The sequence below is a fragment of the Nocardioides sp. WG-D5 genome (genome assembly GCF_054031175.1).
On the sequence record NZ_CM132928.1, the window covers coordinates 950,439 to 965,794 of the forward strand.

A 15,356-nucleotide genomic window follows, 5' to 3' on the forward strand; every position below is an offset into this window, starting at 1 on the left:
CGTCTGAGAAGACTCAGTCCGTGATGTCGCCGGAGTAGCCGTACGTCGTGTCGTGCCAGGTGCCGTTGGCGGCACTGGTGGCGTGGAACTCGGACCAGGTGATGTTGGCGTTGGTGATGGGGGAGAAGTACATGGCGGGCGAGGGCCGCAGCCCGGTGCAGGTGCCGTCCGCCTGGCACTGCCAGTCGAAGTCGGCGACGTGGCCGCTGAGCGGATACTGCGGGTTGAACTCGCCGGTCAGCCGGAGGATCCGCAGGCCGTAGAAGGTGCCGGTGAGGCCCTCGCTGATCGTTCCGGTGCCGCCCGGGCTGACGCCCGCGAAGCTGGTCCAGGTGCCGTCGTACTCGATGCGGAAGCAGTAGTGCTTCTGACCGATCTTCCACACCTGGACATGCTGGAGATACGAGTCGAGAGCCCAGACATGGCCGTCGCTGGCGAAGTCCGCCACGTTCGTGTTGCCGATGGTCACGTCGTACAACGTCGGCCTGTCCGTCGGGCACGAGTCCAGGTCGGTGGGGACCGCAGAGGCGTGGGGGCTGCCGGCGATCAGCAGGCCGACGCAGAGTGTCAACGCCAAGAGAATCCGGCGCATAGCGCCACCTCCGCCTTCTGGTGAGCTGCGGCCGAAGACTCCGGGTGCCGAGATCGGCCGGGCAGCTACTTCGAAGTATCCGCCTGGCTGCCCGAGAAGTAGATCCCCGTTCCGGGGTATAGATTCGCCGCAGGCGGCACTCGCGTCGCGGTCAGAGACGTCGCCCCGTCGCTATCCGCGTGAGCGTGCGGTCGAGGTCGTCGAGGACGTCGGGCCAGGTGGTCTCGCTCGGCGGCTGACTGTGGGCGAAGGTCCCAGCGAGCTCGAGGGTGATGTAGCCGTGGATGAGGCTGGACATCAGACGGACCGCGTACGTCTCGTCGGCCTCGGCCACTCCGTAGCTGCGGACGACGGCGAGGGCGAGATCCGCGTTGCGGCGGCCGGCGGCGATCGCGTCGTCCACCGAGGGCGGGGCGGAACTCGAGTCCGGGGCGGGTGGGATGCGTTGACGGGTGGTGGCGTCGTAGCGGCCGGGTGAGCGTCGGGCGAAGTCGCGGATGGCGTTGGCGTAGGCGACGAGGAGGTCGCGAGACTCCCCCGCAGACATGGCAGCGCTGGTGGCGTCGGCGAGCTCGTCCAGGACGTACGCGGTGACGGCGGTGCGGAGGTCGGCGGCTCCGCTGATGTGGGAGTAGAGGGTCGGCGACCTGACGCCGAGGTGGCGCGCGAGGACCGAGATGGTGACGGCGTCGAAGCCGAGCTCGTCGGCGAGGTCGGCGGCGGCCGCGACCACCGCGGTCCGGTTCAGCCCTGGACGTCCCATCAACAACCTCCTGAATAACGAGTTGCCTAACAGTTGTAGGAAATCCTAGCCTGATGAGCATGAAGCCGCTGACCGAGACCGACGTACGCTCCTCGTTCGTCAACCTCACCAAGGGTGCGACCAAGCGCCTCAACATGCCTGCTGACCTGGCCGAACGGCCGTGGGACGACCTCGACTACCTCGGCTGGCAGGACCCGAAGGCGCCACAGAACCACTACCTCGTCACCGAGCACGACGGCAGGCTCTGCGGCGTGGCTCTCCGGGCCTCACGCGAGACGCGAGGGCCGCGGAAGACGATGTGCGCGCTGTGCACGACGGTCGGTGACGTCGCGCTGCTGGTCGCCTCGCGCGCCGGTCGTTCCGGGCAGGACGGCAACTCGGTCGGCACCTACATCTGCGCCGACCTCGACTGCTCCCTCAAGGCGCGCAACAAGCGCAGGCTCGACACCCCGGTCGTCCACGAGACCCTCAGTGTCGAGCAGAAGGTCGACCGGCTGCTCGGCAACCTCGACTCATTCGTGGCGCGGGTGCTCCGGCCCGCGTAGCGGCCTGACGCCGGGGGTTCGCGACTGCCGTGCCGTCGAGCTCGGCCCGTCACCGGGTCGTTGTCGACCGTGCCTGACGACGACCACGCCACCGAAGGCGATCGTGCAGGAGGGCGGCGCGAGCGGCGTTGCTGCCGGCGGCCCCGTGCACGCCGCCGCCGGGGTGGGCGGAGGCGGACCCGAGGAACAGTCCGGTGATGCCGGTCTCCGCCCGCCCCGTGCCCGGCACCGGTCGGAAGACCAGCTGTTGGTGGAGCTGGGAGGTGCCGCCACCGATCGCGCCGCCGATGAGGTTGGCGTCGAGAGCTTCGAACTCATGGGGCCCGAGCACCCGTCGTGCGGCGACGGCGCTGCCGAAGCCGGGCGCCAGCCGCTCGATGCGCGCCTGCATGCGGCCGGCGAAACGTTCGCACTCCTCCTCGTCCCATCGCCCGCGCAGCCCGTCAGGCCCCGCATCGCGCAGCACCGTCTGCGGCACGTGCGTGTAGGCCCACACCGACTCCGTCCCGGCCGGCGAGCGGCTCGGGTCGGTGGTGGTCATCTGACCTGCCAGGAGGAACGGAGCATCGGGGATGACGCCGGCGGAGACCTGAGACAACGACTCGGTCATCTGCTCGACCGAGTCGGCGACGTGGAAGGTGCCGGGCGCGTACGCGGGTTCGGTGAGCCATGGGATGGGCTTGCGCAGGGCCCAGTCGACCTTGACCGTGCCCGGGTCCAGCTGGAAGTTCTCCATGCCGGCCGCGACCCGTCGCGGCACGTCAGCGGGATCGAGGAGCTGGCCGTACAGATGGGGTGCCGCGACGGCGGCGATCACGGCCCGGTCGACCTTGATCCGGTCGCCGTCACGCGTGCGTACGTCGGTGACGCGACCGTCCTCGACGCCGAGGCGGGTGACCTCGGCACCGCAGCGGACGTCGCCGCCATGCTCACGGAGGCGGCGCTCCAGCGCGGCGGCGAGCATGCCGGCACCGCCCTCCGGTACAGGGAAGCCGACAGTCTGGCCCAGCATGGCGAGCAGAAGTCCCATCGTGCCGGAGCCCGGCGCGTCCAACGGGATGTCGGCATGTCCGGCGTTGCCGGCCAGGAGCAGACGCGCAGCTTCGCCCCCGAAGTGGGTGCGTGCGAGGTCTCCGGCCGGCGTGAGCAGGGTACGCACCGCCGCCAGGCCTCCTGCCCGACGTAGGGCGTTGAGCAGGTGGGCCCCGGGCCGCAGGGGCGGGAACGGGGTCAGCAGAGCGTGGACGAGGGGTTCACCGATGTGGTCCCAGAGACCGCACAGCTCCAACCACGCGTCGCCGTCGCCGGTGTGCTGGGCATCGAGCAGCTCTGCGGTGACGTGTCGGTCGCGGTGCAGCAGCGCCCAGCTGCCGTCCTGCATGGGATGGCCCAGGACCGCGGGAGCATGCCTCCACCGCAGCCCGTACTCGTCCAGGCCGAGGCCGCGGATGGTGGGCGAGGCGGCCGCGAGCGGGTAGAACGCGCTGAAGGTGTCGTGGATGAAGCCGGGGTGGACGTCCTGGGAGCTGCGTACCGCTCCACCTGTGGTGGGTTGGGCCTCGAGCACCAGCACCGACCAGCCCTTGTCGGCGAGCAGGTTGGCCGCGACCAGGCCGTTGGGCCCGGAACCGACGACGACCGCGTCGTAGGAGGCCTCACTCATGGGCGGCGTTCGACGATGAAGGCCAAGCGCCGCAGAGCCTCCACGTTTCGCCAGGTGAGAAGCGGATCCTGCACCAGCCTTGGGACCAGTGCGCCCGGGCCTGCGACGGCCTGCTCACGGATCGCGATCTCGGTGTCCTCACCTGCTGGCTCCACCGTGATCTCGACGTGTGCGGCACCGATGGGCCACCCGCGCGCACGGAGCAACAGCCTGCTCCCGGGATCGCACTCGAGCACCTCGGTGCTGTCGTCGAGCAGCAGCGGCCAGACGCCGACCGAGTGGTGCAGCTGAGAGCCGACGTTCGGCCAGTCCTTGTCGGCGTCGCGCAGCCGAGACGCGCCGACCACCCAGAGCGGGTACAGCCAACCGTCCGAGAGGACCTCCCACACGTGCTCAGGTGAGGCGTGGACCAGCCTGTGATTTCTGCTCATGGAGACGTCCTCGGCGGCTCGGGGTCACTGGACGTAGCGGTACCCCGCCCCCGGCGCGTTATGCGGACTGCCAGGTTGCGCACGACTCCCAGGGCGGCGTTCCCGCGGCCGCCGCGCATCGCGTTCTCGCCTCTCATGCTGGTCAGGACGTTGCCCGGATGCGGGTCCACGGGGCGGGTCAGGTCGGTGAGCAGGAACCCGAGGATCGGCGCGACCACCCGGTCGTGGAGAAGCGGCAGCGCATGCCCCAGCCGTATCACCTCGCCGGCCAGGCTCAGCTGTGGCCGGCCACGGCCGCGATCGACCCGGCGCAGGATCTGCCGGGCTGTCCGTTCGGGGCTCGAGACCGGAGGCGGAGGCCGGCCCTCATGACCGATGACACTCGCGGCATGGCGATAGATCGGGGTGTCCACGCCAGCCGGCGCGACGTACACGATCGCGACGTCAGGTCGGTCGCGGTTCTCCAGGCGCAGCTGATAGGCCAGCGCGCGAACGCCCCACTTGCTGATGACGTAGGGACTCATCGAGGGCGCCGTGATGTGGCCGAGCGCGGAACCGACCAGGACCAGCGTCCCGCTGCCCCGTCGGCGCAGCACCGGCACCACCTGACGTGCCACGTTGACCGAGCCGAGGAGGTTGGTGCGCAGCACGCCCTCGAAGATCTCGGGTGGTAGGGATTCGGTGCGACCCAGCGCCACCACTCCCGCGCAGTGGATGACCGTGTCGAGCTGCCCGTGCCGGTCGAGCACCGCCCCGATGCCGTCCCGCACCGCATCGTCGTCCCCCACGTCGAGCGGCAGCAGCATGGTCGATGCGGCCCCCAGCCGCGCACAACCGCTCGCAGCGACGTCCAGCGACTCGCGATCCCGGGCGACGAGGACGACGTGGTCCCCGCGGGTGGCGGCGAGGCGCGCGACCGCCAGGCCGATCCCGCTCGACGCTCCGGTGACAAGAGTGATCGACATCCTCAGGGGCGGTACCCGTGGAGGACGACTTCATGCGACGGCGCCGTGCGCCGAGGAATCCCTCCCGGCTCAGCACTCGATGACGTTGACGGCGAGGCCTCCGCGGGAGGTCTCCTTGTACTTCACCTTCATGTCGGCCCCGGTCTCCCGCATGGTCTTCAGCGCCTTGTCGAGGCTGACCTTGTGGGAGCCGTCGCCGTTGAGGGCGAGGCGGGCCGCGTTGATCGCCTTCACGCTGGCGATGGCGTTGCGCTCGATGCACGGGATCTGCACCAGCCCACCGACCGGGTCGCAGGTGAGGCCGAGGTTGTGCTCGATCCCGACCTCGGCGGCGTTCTCGACCTGCTCCGGGGTGCCGCCCAGCACCTCGCACAGCGCGCCGGCGGCCATCGCGCAGGCCGAGCCGACCTCGCCCTGGCAGCCGACCTCGGCGCCGGAGATCGAGGCGTTGGTCTTGCACAGGATGCCGATCGCGGCCGCGGTGAGCAGGAACCGGACGATGCCGTCCTCGATCGCGGCCTCGTCCAGCCCGGCCTCGGGCGCCACGAAACGTACCCAGTAGTGCAGGACGGCGGGCACGATGCCGGCCGCGCCGTTGGTAGGAGCGGTGACCACGCGGCCGCCCGACGCGTTCTCCTCGTTGACCGCGAGGGCGAACAGGTTGACCCAGTCCATGACCCGGAAGGGGTCCTGGGCACCGGCTCCGGAGGCCAGGTCGCGGTAGAGCAGCGGCGCCCGGCGCGGGACCCGCAGACCACCAGGGAGTACGCCGTCAGTGACCGGATCACGGTCGCAGCCCGCTTGCACGCAGTCGGCCATCACCCGCCAGAGCTCCAGGAGGCCGGCGCGGATCTCGTCGTGCGTACGCCAGGTCAGCTCGTTGGCACGCATGAGGTCGGAGACCCGGAACCCCTCGCGCTCGCAGATGCCGAGCAGCTCGGCACCGGTGGCGAACGGGAAGCGGACGGGCGAGCGGTCGGGGACCACCCGAGCGGCGCCCACCGCGTGCTCGTCGACCACGAAGCCGCCACCCACGGAGTAGTAGGTGCGCTCGCACAGCACCTCCCCCGAGGCGGCGTACGCGGTGAACACCATGCCGTTGGGATGGCCCGGCAGGCTGGCGCGGCGGTGCATGACCAGGTCGGTGCCGCTGTCGAAGCGGATCGGACCGTGGCCGCCGAGCGACAGCTCCCCGGACTCGCGGATGGCCGCCACCCGCCCGGACGACGCGCGCGTGTCGACGGTCGCCGGCTCCTCCCCCTCGAGGCCGAGGAGCACGGCTCCCTCGGAGCCGTGCCCGTGACCGGTCGCGCCGAGGGAGCCGTAGAGCTCGGCCTTCACCCGTGTCACCGCATCCAGGCGACCGTCCGCGACGAGACCGTCGACGAAGGTCTTCGCGGCGCGCATCGGGCCGACGGTGTGCGAGGACGACGGGCCGATGCCGATCGAGTACAGGTCGAAGGCGCTCAGCGCCATCGCGACGGCCGTGGATCCGGCGACCTCGGCGGTCACGTCACTCCTCGATCAGAGCGTCGTAGGCCGCGGCGTCGAGGAGCTCGGGGGCGCCCGAGACGCGCATCTCGAAGAGCCAGCCGGCACCGAACGGGTCGCTGTTGATCAGCGCGGGGTCCTCGACGACGGCGGCGTTGACCTCGAGGATCTCGCCGTCAGCAGGCGCGAAGATGTCGCTGACCGACTTCGTCGACTCCAGCTCACCGCAGCTCTCTCCCCCGGTGATCTTGCTGCCGACCTCGGGCAGCTCGACGAAGACGATGTCGCCCAGCGCCTCGGTGGCGAAGGCGGTGACACCGACCCGCGCGACGTCGCCGCGGGTCTCGAGCCACTCGTGCTCGGCGGTGTAGGACAGGTGGGTCGGGTTGCTCATGGCGGTGCTCATTTCTTGGAGTAGAAGGGAAGGTCGACGATCTCGGCATCCTCGCGGCTGCCGCGTACGTCGACCTGGACCTTGACGCCGGCGGCGGCGAGATCGGGCCGGACGTACGCCATCGCGATGGGACGTCCGAGCGTCGGCGACGGGGAGCCGCTGGTGACGACGCCGATCTCGTCGCCGCTGGCCGGGTCCACGACGGCGTAGCCGGCCCGCGGGGAGCGGCGCCCGGCGGCGACCAGACCGACGAGCACGCTGCGCGGGCCTTCGTCGCGGCGTACGGCCAGGGCGGCCTCCCCGACGAAGCCGTCGGGCTTGTCGAAGGAGACGACCCGGCCGAGTCCGGCCTCGAAGGGCGTCGTGTCACGGTTCAGCTCGTGGCCGTAGAGCGGCATGCCCGCCTCGAGCCGGAGGGTGTCGCGGCAGGCGAGCCCGGCGGGCTGCAGCCCGTGCGGCGTACCGGCTTCGGTGAGAGCCTCCCAGACCGCAGCGGCCGACGCGGGCGCGCAGTAGATCTCGAACCCGTCCTCGCCGGTGTAGCCGGTGCGGGCGAGCAGGACCTCGACACCGGCGACCGTGCCGGCGTCGATGGCGTAGTAGCGCAGGGAGGGGACGTCGAGGTCGGTCAAGGCCGCCACGATCGCCGCCGAGGCAGGTCCCTGGACCGCGATCAGCGCCCATTCGGCGGAGGCGTCGCGGACCACGGCGTCATAGCCCTCGGCTCGCGAGGCCAGTGCCGGAGCGACCACGTGGACGTTGCTCGCGTTGGCGACGACCAGGTAGCGCTCCTCCTCGAGCCGGTAGACGACCAGGTCGTCGATGATGCCGCCGTCCTCGGCGCAGATCATCGAGTAGCGGGCTCGGCCGATGCCGATCGCCGACGGGCGGCCGACCAGGGCGTGGTCGAGGGCTCGCCCGGCCTCGGGCCCGGTCACCTCGATCTCGCCCATGTGGGACAGGTCGAAGAGTCCCGCGGCGGTGCGGACGGCGTGGTGCTCGGCGGTCTCCGAGCCGTAGCGGACCGGCATGTCCCAGCCGGCGAAGTCGGTGAACGAGGCGCCGAGGGCCTGGTGGATCTCGTGGAGAGGGGTAGGGACGGATGAGGTCATGTGTGCGGGAGGCTCCCTGGTGGTGGGTGCCGACAGCGGCACCCGTGGACGGGTGACCTCCCCGCTCTGTCATCGCTACCTGAGAGCTTCACCGCCCCGACGGGGACGGTTTGCACCGTGGGTGCAGGATCGTCGGATCCTGACTTTCCAGAGGTCGCCTCACCACAGCGGTCATGGGGCCTGAGAGATTCTGGGGAGGTTTGCTCCTTCGGCGCCTCACCCGGGATGGGCGAGGACTCTCCCGCTGCAGTTCGAGTGGCGGATGTGAAGTTGTGCGGCAAACCTAGGTCTGGCCTCCTCGGCCGTCAAGATCTCGGCACCGCGACCCACTAACGGGAACTGTTCTCACCGGCTCTACGATGGCTCGGTGCCACCCAACGCCAGCACCCGCGTTCCCGTGGTCATCCTCACCGGCCATCTCGGGTCGGGGAAGACCACGCTGCTCAACCATCTGCTGCGCCAGCCCGGTGCCCGGGTGGGCGTGGTCGTCAACGACTTCGGCGACATCAACGTCGACGCCGGGCTCGTCACCGGCCAGATCGACGAGCCGGCCTCCATCGCCGGTGGCTGCCTGTGCTGCCTGCCCGACGCCGGCGGCCTCGACGACGCTCTGGAGAAGCTGACCCACCCGCGGCTCGGGCTCGACGTCGTCATCGTCGAGGCCAGCGGGCTGGCCGAGCCCGGCACCTTGGCCAAGCTGGTCCGGTTCAGCGGCGTCGAGCGCGTACGCCGCGGTGGGCTCATCGAGGTCGTCGACGCGGCCTCCTACTTCGACACCCTCGACGACGGCCGGGGCCCGGCACCGGTCCGGTTCGCAGCCGCCTCCCTGGTGGTGGTCAACAAGACCGACCTGGTGCCGTCGGCCGAGCGGGAGGAGACCCTGGCTCGGATCGAGGCGCGGGTGCGGGAGCACAACCCCGAGGTCCACGTGGCGTACGCAGTGGGCGGCCGCATCGACCCACGACTCGTCTACGACGCCGCCGTGCCCGAGGACCCGCCCGACGAGCTGCCGATCGCCGCACTGCTGCGCGAGGCGGCCTCCGACCACCAGGCACATCAGCACGCCGCCTCGGTGACCGTGACGAACCCAGGCACCATCGAACCGGCCCGGCTGATCGACCTTCTCGAGGACCCGCCCCCGACGGCGTACCGCATCAAGGGGACCGTCGCCGTCGCGACCGGCCAGGGACCTCGCAGCTACCACGTCAACCTGGTCGGACGCAGCGCCCATGTCGCCGCGGCCAGGCGCACACCGGGCGCGACGAGCGAGCTCGTGGCCATCGGCCTCGACCTCGAGACCGACTCGGTCCGCAAGCACCTCACCGACGCCCTCACCGAGGCCGAGCGGCCGAGCACCGAGGGTCTACGCCGGCTCCGCCAGCTGGTCCGGGTCAGCCTCTGACGCCGACGCCCAGCCTAGGACGCGGTGGACGGTCGCCGTCTTCGGGTGGGATCCGGACGGCGGCCCGGTCTCGAAGAGGTCGATCATCAGGAACAGCGGGTAGGTCGGAGCCTGGGGCACGCGTCGTACGACGAGACCTTCGCAGCCGATGACGGTCTCCCGGCCGTCCCAGATCGCCGTCCAGGTGTGGGCCCGGGTCGCGTCGAACGGGACGGTGACCTCTGCCATGTCGGTACTCAGGCGCGGGTCGTGGTGCGCCTTGACCCCGCAACGGGCGACCGTGGTCGTGCCGATCGCGTCCGCGTCGATCTCGAAGACGCAGATCTCGCCGGAGTCCTCGCCGGAGAGGTGCTCGGTGCCGACCAGCCACGCCGCGAGCATGCAGCCGTCGTCCCGGCTCGCGGCGACGGTCACGTCCACGCGACCGCGAGCGGGCGCGAACAGGAGCTGTTGCGGCGTCTCGGTCCGGACCCGGAGCCCGTCCTCCCGGTGACGGTGCGTCCCGCGCGCGGAGCCGACCGGGCCGGAGTACGTGCCGGTCTGCAGGTTCGAGACCCGCAGGGGCGCATCCTCGGGCCGCCAGTCGAGCTGGTCGGCCTCGATCCGCAGCTCGAGCCCACCCGGGACGAGCCGGTAGCGAGCCTCGGACCGCTCCGGTGTCGTCCAGTGCGGCAGGTAGTGCGGGATCCACCACTGCTCGGACAGCCCGCCGGAGAAGTCCTCGTCGAGGTCCGGCCGCCGGGCCGGCGGCTGGGGCAGCTCATCGAGCGGTGAGACCATGCTCGATGGTCCCACCGCTCACGAGCAGAAATCACCCGGCTCGGCGGACGATCCGCTCCATGTCGGTGATGACCACCGAGCGCGACTCCAACCTGACCCAGCCCTTGGCAGCGAAGTCGGCGAGCGCCTTGTTGACCGTCTCCCGAGCCGCGCCCACGAGCTGGGCGAGCTCCTCCTGGGTCAGGTCGTGGCGTACGTGGACGCCCTCCTCGGTCTCCTGACCGAACCGCTCGGCGAGATCGAGGAGCGCCTTGGCGACCCGGCGGGGAGCGTCGGCGAAGACCAGGTCGCCGATCACGTCGTTGGCCCGGCGCAGCCGGCCCGACAGCAGGGCGAGCAGGCCACGGGTCACGCTGGGGCGCCCGTCGAGGAGGCCCAGCAGGTCATCGTGCGAGAGCGAGGCGAGCTCCACCTCGTCGGTGACGGCCGTGACCGTCGAGGAGCGCCGACCGGGGTCGAAGAGCGACAGCTCACCGAACACCTGGCCCGGCCCCAGGATCGCCAGCAGGTTGTCCTGTCCGTTGGCCGCGGCGCGGCTCAGCTTCACCTTGCCGTTCACGACGGCGTAGAGCCGGTCCGCGGCGTCTCCCTCGTGGAACAACACCTCGCCTCGCCTGAGGCGGGTCTGGCCCATCATCGCGAGCAGCGCCGTCATCGACTCGTCGTCCAGCTCGCTGAAAAGCGGTGCGTGCCGAAGCACGTCTTGATCCATTACCCAGCCGCTCCTGTCGTCATTTGGCTGAAGCCATCAGCGTACCGAGATCGACGGCTCGGACAGCGGATGTGTGTCCCGCATCGCACGCCTGTCGGGTGCGTTCTTCGCCACACCCGCAAACCCACACCTGAGCGCGATCAGGCACGGCGCGGCGCGGCGGTGGTGCGGCGCACCACCAGCTGGGTGTCGACCGTGACGGATCGCGCCGTGCCTTCTTCCTGGTGCAGCAGGCCGAGGAGCATCTGGGCGGTCAGGACGCCCTGCAGGCGGGCGTCCTGCCTGATCGTGGTCAGGTGCAGCAAGCTTGCGTGTGGATGGTCGTCGATGCCGATGATGGAGATGTCCTCGGGAATCCGCAGGCCGGCGTCCCGGATGGTGCGCATGGCACCGAACGCGACTTCGTCGGAGTGGGCGTAGACAGCGGTCGGGAGCTCGGAGGACGAGAGCAGCCGGGCCATCGCCGCGGCGCCCTGCTCGCCACCCCAGTCGGTGGTGACCACGAGCGACGGGTCGAGCTCGATCCCTGCGTCGGCCAGGGCGAGATGGTAGGCGCGACTCCGCCCGGACGGTTGGCGGGGCTGGTCGGGGTCTATCGCCTCGATCATCGCGATCCGCTCGTGGCCGAGCCCGAGCAGATGACCCATCGCCTGCCCACCGGCTTTGAGGTCGTCGATACAGACATGCGGATAGACCTCGTGCTGACCACCGGCCGCGACGACCTGGACGCCGAGCATCAGCTCAAGGCTCTGGCGCTCCGCCTCCTCGACCGGGAAGCCCACGACGATGACGGCATCGACCTTGCGCCGGGCGGGCAGCCGCTCGAAGAAGGACCTGCGGTCCTCGAGGTTGCCGACGTGGTAGAGCAGCACGTCGAGCTGCGACTCGCGCAACACCGACTCGATGCCTTCAAGGATCGCACCGAAGAACCAGCGTGAGAGGTGCGGCGCCACGACCGCGACTCGGCCCGTGGAGCCCTTCTTGAGCCTCGAGGCATCGGGCGAGACGACGTAGGCGTGCTTCTTGGCGACGTCCAGCACCTTCTGCCGGGTCACGGGAGAGACGTTGGGTCTGCCGCTGAGCGCTCGCGACGCGGTCCCGAGGCCCACTCCCGCGATCCTGGCGATATCGGCCAACGTCAGCTCGCGCGGCTGCTCAGACTCCATGTCAAGCATGATACGCGACCGACTGGCAACGTTTCCAGGAAGTCACCTAACGCCATTTGAGCGCGCTTCCATCCGGCCTTGACAAAGCCGCGTGACTGGGATCACAGTTGTGACTGGAAACGATTCCAGCACACGGTAGACGGGAGTGGCCATGAGGCCGATGCGGAGACTGAGGATCCTGGGGGTGGCAGCTGCGATGGTCGCGGCGGCGTCGATGGCGGCGTGCGCCGGCCCGGGCGGCAGGGCACCTGCGGCTGAGGTGAGTCCGACGAGCGTACGAACCGACGTCGGCGAGCAGGAGGCGACGCTCACCCTCTTCACCGCAGCCGGGCTCGAGGACTATCAGCAGGCACTGGCCGACGCCTTCATGAAGGAGCATCCGGCCATCACGGTCGACCTGCAGGTCGAGGCCGACAATAACTACAACACCGTGCTGCCCAGGTTGCTCGCTTCCGACAGCCCGCCGGATCTCGCCCTCGTCGGGGACCTGAGCGGCGCCGTCCGCGACGGGCTCGTCACCAACCTGGACGCCTACGACGACGCGTACGGGTGGAGCGAGAAGGTGCCGGCCAGCGTCCTGGACGCCGGACGCGTCCAGAACGGCGAGATCGGCTCCGGCCCCCTCTACGTCGGCGGTGGCGCCGCCGGTCCGCTGACCGGGGTGTTCTACAACCGGGACCTCGCCACGAAGGTCGGAATGAAAACGATCCCGCGGACTCTCGACGAGTGGGAAACCGTGATGGCGAGAGCCAAGTCGATGGGGATCACGCCGATCGTCGCGTCCAACGCGGACGGTCTCGTCGGGCACCTGTACAACCTGCTCCTGGGCGACTACATGGGGCCGCAGTCCGTTCTGGACGTGGCATGGCGCAAGCCCGGCGCCTCTCTCGACACGGCCGAGGCGACCGAGGCGACCGCGCGCCTGCAGAAATGGGCGGACGCCGGCTACTTCAACCACGACGCCAACGCGATCAACCAGGACGCCTCGTACGGCCGGTTCGCCGCGGGCAAAGGCCTGTTCATGGTCCAGGGCTCCTGGATGACACAGGCGCTGCCGGCATCCTTCGACGGCGAGTACGGCGTCTTCCTGATCCCGCCCCGCGAGGCCGGCGGCCCGCCCATCAGCATGACCGCGAACACCCTGGCGTTCTCCATCGCCGCGCGCTCGGATCGCAAGGACTCGGCCGCTCTGTTCCTGGACTTCCTGACCTCTCCCGAGGCCGCCGAAGTCGCCACCGAGAACGGCTACCCGGCAGCGAACGCCACCGATCAGGACCCGCTGACGTTGGACGCCGACGTCGAGAGCCAGATCCAGGCCGGGTACGCCGCCGTGACCGCGACCGACGGGTTCTTCACCTGGATCCAGAACTCGGTCCCCGCGGTGAACACCGACCTCCCGGCGCAGCTACAGCTCCTCCTCAGTGGCAAGGCCGAGCCCGAGGACGTGGTCGAGCACCTCCAGAAGTCCTACCAGAGCGGGCTGCAGGACTGATCATGATCGACATCGGCACATCCACCCCGACGACTCTTCCGCCGAGGCTCGCGGAGCCGGCCCGGCGACGGACCCTCCCCCGCCGCCGGATCCGTTCGGCGGCCCGGCGCTGGAGTGGCTGGCTCTTCGCGCTGCCCGCCCTGGCCTTCTACGGGTTCTTCAACCTCCGCGCGGTCATCCAGTCGGTCTGGTACTCGCTCTACGACTGGAACGGCATCGGCCCATCCACCTGGGTCGGCCTGGACAACTACGTCGCCATCCTCACCGACTCCGAGCTGCTCGAACCGTTGCTCCACGCGCTCGTGCTGATCCTGTTCTTCACCGTCCTTCTGGTGTGCTTCGGCCTGGTCGCCGCCGCGACCATGCAGTCGATCCAGGGCCGGTTCGCCGGGACGCTGGCGCGCACCGTGCTGTTCCTCCCCCAAATCATCCCCGGTGCCGCGGCAGGCGTGGCCTGGACCTGGATGTACGCCGACAACGGCGTCGTCAACCAGGTCATGCGCCTCATCGGCCTCGGCGGATACACCCGGGCCTGGCTGGGCGACTTCGACTGGGCGCTGGTGGCGGTCGGGTTCATCGGCACCTGGCTGTCGACCGGGTTCTGCACGCTCCTGCTCATGTCGGGTGTGGGAAAGATCGGGTCCCAGCTGTACGAAGCCGCGCGTCTGGACGGAGCCGGAGCGATCGCACGCTTCCGCCACATCACCGTCCCCGGGCTCAAGCAGGAGATCGGCGTGTGCACCACGGTGACGATCATCAGCGCGCTCGCCAGCTTCGACGTGGTCTACCTGGCCACCCATGGCGGCCCCGGCGGCGCCACCATGGTCCCCGGGGTCAAGGTCTACGACCTCGCCTTCAGCGAGAGCCGCCTCGGTGACGCCTCCGCCCTCGCCGTGGTCCTGGCGCTGCTCATCGTCGCCATCGTCCTGCCGCTCCAACGTCTCTTCCGAGAGGACTGACCCGTGGCTGTCATATCGCCGTCCCTCATTCGCACACCGGCTCTGCGCCGCCGAGCCCCCGGAGTCGCACTGATCCTCATCGCAGGCGTCTACTCCATCGTCCCGCTGGTCAGCATGTTCTCGGCAGCCCTGGCGCCGCAAGGAACGATCCCCGGCGGTCTGTCGTGGCCGTCCGATCCGCAATGGCACAACTTCCTCGACGCCTGGACCGTCGCCAACGTCACCACGCTGCTGAAGTCCAGCGTCCTGATCGTGCTCGGCGTGGTGCCGCTCTCCGTGCTCATCGCGACGATGGCGGCGTACGCCATCACGGTCCTAGAGATCCCGTTGGGCCGGGCGTTCTACCTCCTCCTGCTGCTCACGCTCACCCTTCCCTACGAGATCGTGATCGTGCCGCTCTACCAACAGGTCAACCAGCTGGGTCTGCTCGATAGCCAGCTCGGTCTCATCCTGCCGCTGGTCGGACTCAACATGCCGTTCGCCGTGTTCTGGATGCGGGCGCACTTCCTGAACGCCCCGGCGGAGCTGACCGAGGCCGCCTCGCTCGACGGCGCCGGACCCTGGAGAGCACTCACGCGTGTCCACCTGCCGCTGGCCACCCCGGCCGTGACCTCCCTGGTGCTGCTGATGTTCCTCTCGACCTGGAACACCTTCCTGCTAGCCCTCGTCCTGGTCAACGACCCCGACAAGCGCACGATGGCCGGCGCCCTGCAGGCGTTCCAGTCGAAGTACAGCACCGACATCGTGCTGCTCAACGCAGGCGCCCTGCTCCTGATGGCGCCCACGATCCTCGTGTTCCTGCTGCTCCAGGGTCAGTTCACCAAGGCCCTCCTCCAGGGAGCCACCAAGGGATGACCATCCAACACCTCGATGACGCAAGGACTGCTGC

At 69.9% G+C, this 15,356-nt stretch carries 16 protein-coding genes and 2 riboswitches; of the genes, 5 read left to right on the plus strand and 11 right to left on the minus strand.

Annotation, left to right across the window (positions count from 1 at the left end; genetic code table 11):
• Window positions 1-13: 13 nt before the first annotated feature.
• Both ACWZJV_RS04695 and ACWZJV_RS04700 read right to left on the minus strand, forming a co-directional pair.
• The gene (locus tag ACWZJV_RS04695; protein ID WP_196873498.1) at window positions 14-592 is read right to left on the minus strand and encodes a hypothetical protein; all 579 of its coding nucleotides are present in this window, start codon (window positions 590-592) and stop codon (window positions 14-16) included.
• A gap of 151 nt (window positions 593-743) precedes the next feature.
• Window positions 744-1,355, minus strand: a complete 612-nt coding sequence (locus tag ACWZJV_RS04700) for a TetR-like C-terminal domain-containing protein (RefSeq protein ID WP_457180388.1) — start codon at window positions 1,353-1,355, stop codon at window positions 744-746.
• Between the two features lie 59 nt (window positions 1,356-1,414).
• On the opposite strand from ACWZJV_RS04700, the gene ACWZJV_RS04705 reads away from it, so the two are divergent.
• Entirely contained in the window at window positions 1,415-1,900 is a 486-nt protein-coding gene (locus ACWZJV_RS04705) for an FBP domain-containing protein (RefSeq protein WP_040755221.1), read from the plus strand.
• Between the two features lie 49 nt (window positions 1,901-1,949).
• Here the strand turns inward: ACWZJV_RS04705 and ACWZJV_RS04710 are convergent, their stop codons facing one another.
• From ACWZJV_RS04710 to gcvT, 6 genes are all read right to left on the minus strand, one after another.
• Window positions 1,950-3,563 (minus strand): phytoene desaturase family protein, encoded by a 1,614-nt coding sequence (locus ACWZJV_RS04710; protein WP_008358000.1) that lies wholly within the window; start codon window positions 3,561-3,563, stop codon window positions 1,950-1,952.
• Window positions 3,560-3,994, minus strand: coding sequence for an SRPBCC family protein (locus ACWZJV_RS04715; RefSeq protein ID WP_008358002.1), 435 nt, complete (start codon window positions 3,992-3,994; stop codon window positions 3,560-3,562). Before ACWZJV_RS04715 ends, ACWZJV_RS04710 begins: the two co-directional genes overlap by 4 nt.
• On the minus strand, window positions 3,991-4,959 hold the full coding sequence (locus ACWZJV_RS04720; protein WP_008358004.1) for an SDR family NAD(P)-dependent oxidoreductase: 969 nt from the start codon (window positions 4,957-4,959) through the stop codon (window positions 3,991-3,993). The genes ACWZJV_RS04715 and ACWZJV_RS04720 overlap by 4 nt, the downstream gene beginning before the upstream one ends.
• 69 nt (window positions 4,960-5,028) lie before the next feature.
• Window positions 5,029-6,435 carry an L-serine ammonia-lyase gene (locus tag ACWZJV_RS04725; RefSeq protein ID WP_040755223.1) on the minus strand — a complete coding sequence of 469 codons (1,407 nt, stop codon included), beginning with the start codon at window positions 6,433-6,435 and terminating at the stop codon, window positions 5,029-5,031.
• 37 nt (window positions 6,436-6,472) lie between these two features.
• On the minus strand, window positions 6,473-6,844 hold the full coding sequence (gcvH, locus tag ACWZJV_RS04730) for a glycine cleavage system protein GcvH (protein ID WP_008358009.1): 372 nt from the start codon (window positions 6,842-6,844) through the stop codon (window positions 6,473-6,475).
• 8 nt (window positions 6,845-6,852) lie between these two features.
• Entirely contained in the window at window positions 6,853-7,956 is a 1,104-nt protein-coding gene (gcvT, locus tag ACWZJV_RS04735; protein WP_008358012.1) for a glycine cleavage system aminomethyltransferase GcvT, read from the minus strand.
• A 56-nt stretch (window positions 7,957-8,012) separates the two neighbouring features.
• Window positions 8,013-8,113: riboswitch (glycine riboswitch) on the minus strand.
• A gap of 1 nt (window position 8,114) precedes the next feature.
• A riboswitch (glycine riboswitch) is annotated at window positions 8,115-8,210 on the minus strand.
• 113 nt (window positions 8,211-8,323) lie between these two features.
• On the opposite strand from gcvT, the gene ACWZJV_RS04740 reads away from it, so the two are divergent.
• Window positions 8,324-9,358, plus strand: a complete 1,035-nt coding sequence (locus ACWZJV_RS04740) for a CobW family GTP-binding protein (protein WP_008358014.1) — start codon at window positions 8,324-8,326, stop codon at window positions 9,356-9,358.
• Here the strand turns inward: ACWZJV_RS04740 and ACWZJV_RS04745 are convergent.
• The 3 genes from ACWZJV_RS04745 to ACWZJV_RS04755 all read right to left on the minus strand — a co-directional run bounded on the left by ACWZJV_RS04745 (window position 9,320) and on the right by ACWZJV_RS04755 (window position 12,016).
• Window positions 9,320-10,138, minus strand: coding sequence for a hypothetical protein (locus tag ACWZJV_RS04745; RefSeq protein ID WP_008358017.1), 819 nt, complete (start codon window positions 10,136-10,138; stop codon window positions 9,320-9,322). The genes ACWZJV_RS04740 and ACWZJV_RS04745 overlap by 39 nt on opposite strands.
• Before the next feature lie 31 nt (window positions 10,139-10,169).
• Window positions 10,170-10,850: a Crp/Fnr family transcriptional regulator gene (locus ACWZJV_RS04750; RefSeq protein ID WP_008358019.1), complete on the minus strand. Its 681-nt coding sequence runs from the start codon at window positions 10,848-10,850 to the stop codon at window positions 10,170-10,172.
• A gap of 140 nt (window positions 10,851-10,990) precedes the next feature.
• Window positions 10,991-12,016 (minus strand): LacI family DNA-binding transcriptional regulator, encoded by a 1,026-nt coding sequence (locus ACWZJV_RS04755; RefSeq protein WP_457180389.1) that lies wholly within the window; start codon window positions 12,014-12,016, stop codon window positions 10,991-10,993.
• A 184-nt stretch (window positions 12,017-12,200) separates the two neighbouring features.
• Here ACWZJV_RS04755 and ACWZJV_RS04760 point away from each other — a divergent pair, with 184 nt between their 5' ends.
• From ACWZJV_RS04760 to ACWZJV_RS04770, 3 genes are read left to right on the plus strand one after another with little or no spacing between them, the layout of a single operon-like run.
• A complete protein-coding gene (locus ACWZJV_RS04760; protein ID WP_457180390.1) occupies window positions 12,201-13,508 on the plus strand; it encodes an ABC transporter substrate-binding protein in 1,308 nt (435 codons plus the stop codon).
• Between the two features lie 2 nt (window positions 13,509-13,510).
• A complete protein-coding gene (locus ACWZJV_RS04765) occupies window positions 13,511-14,467 on the plus strand; it encodes a carbohydrate ABC transporter permease (RefSeq protein ID WP_457180391.1) in 957 nt (318 codons plus the stop codon).
• 3 nt (window positions 14,468-14,470) lie between these two features.
• Window positions 14,471-15,322: a carbohydrate ABC transporter permease gene (locus tag ACWZJV_RS04770; RefSeq protein WP_457180392.1), complete on the plus strand. Its 852-nt coding sequence runs from the start codon at window positions 14,471-14,473 to the stop codon at window positions 15,320-15,322.
• Window positions 15,323-15,356: the final 34 nt, after the last annotated feature.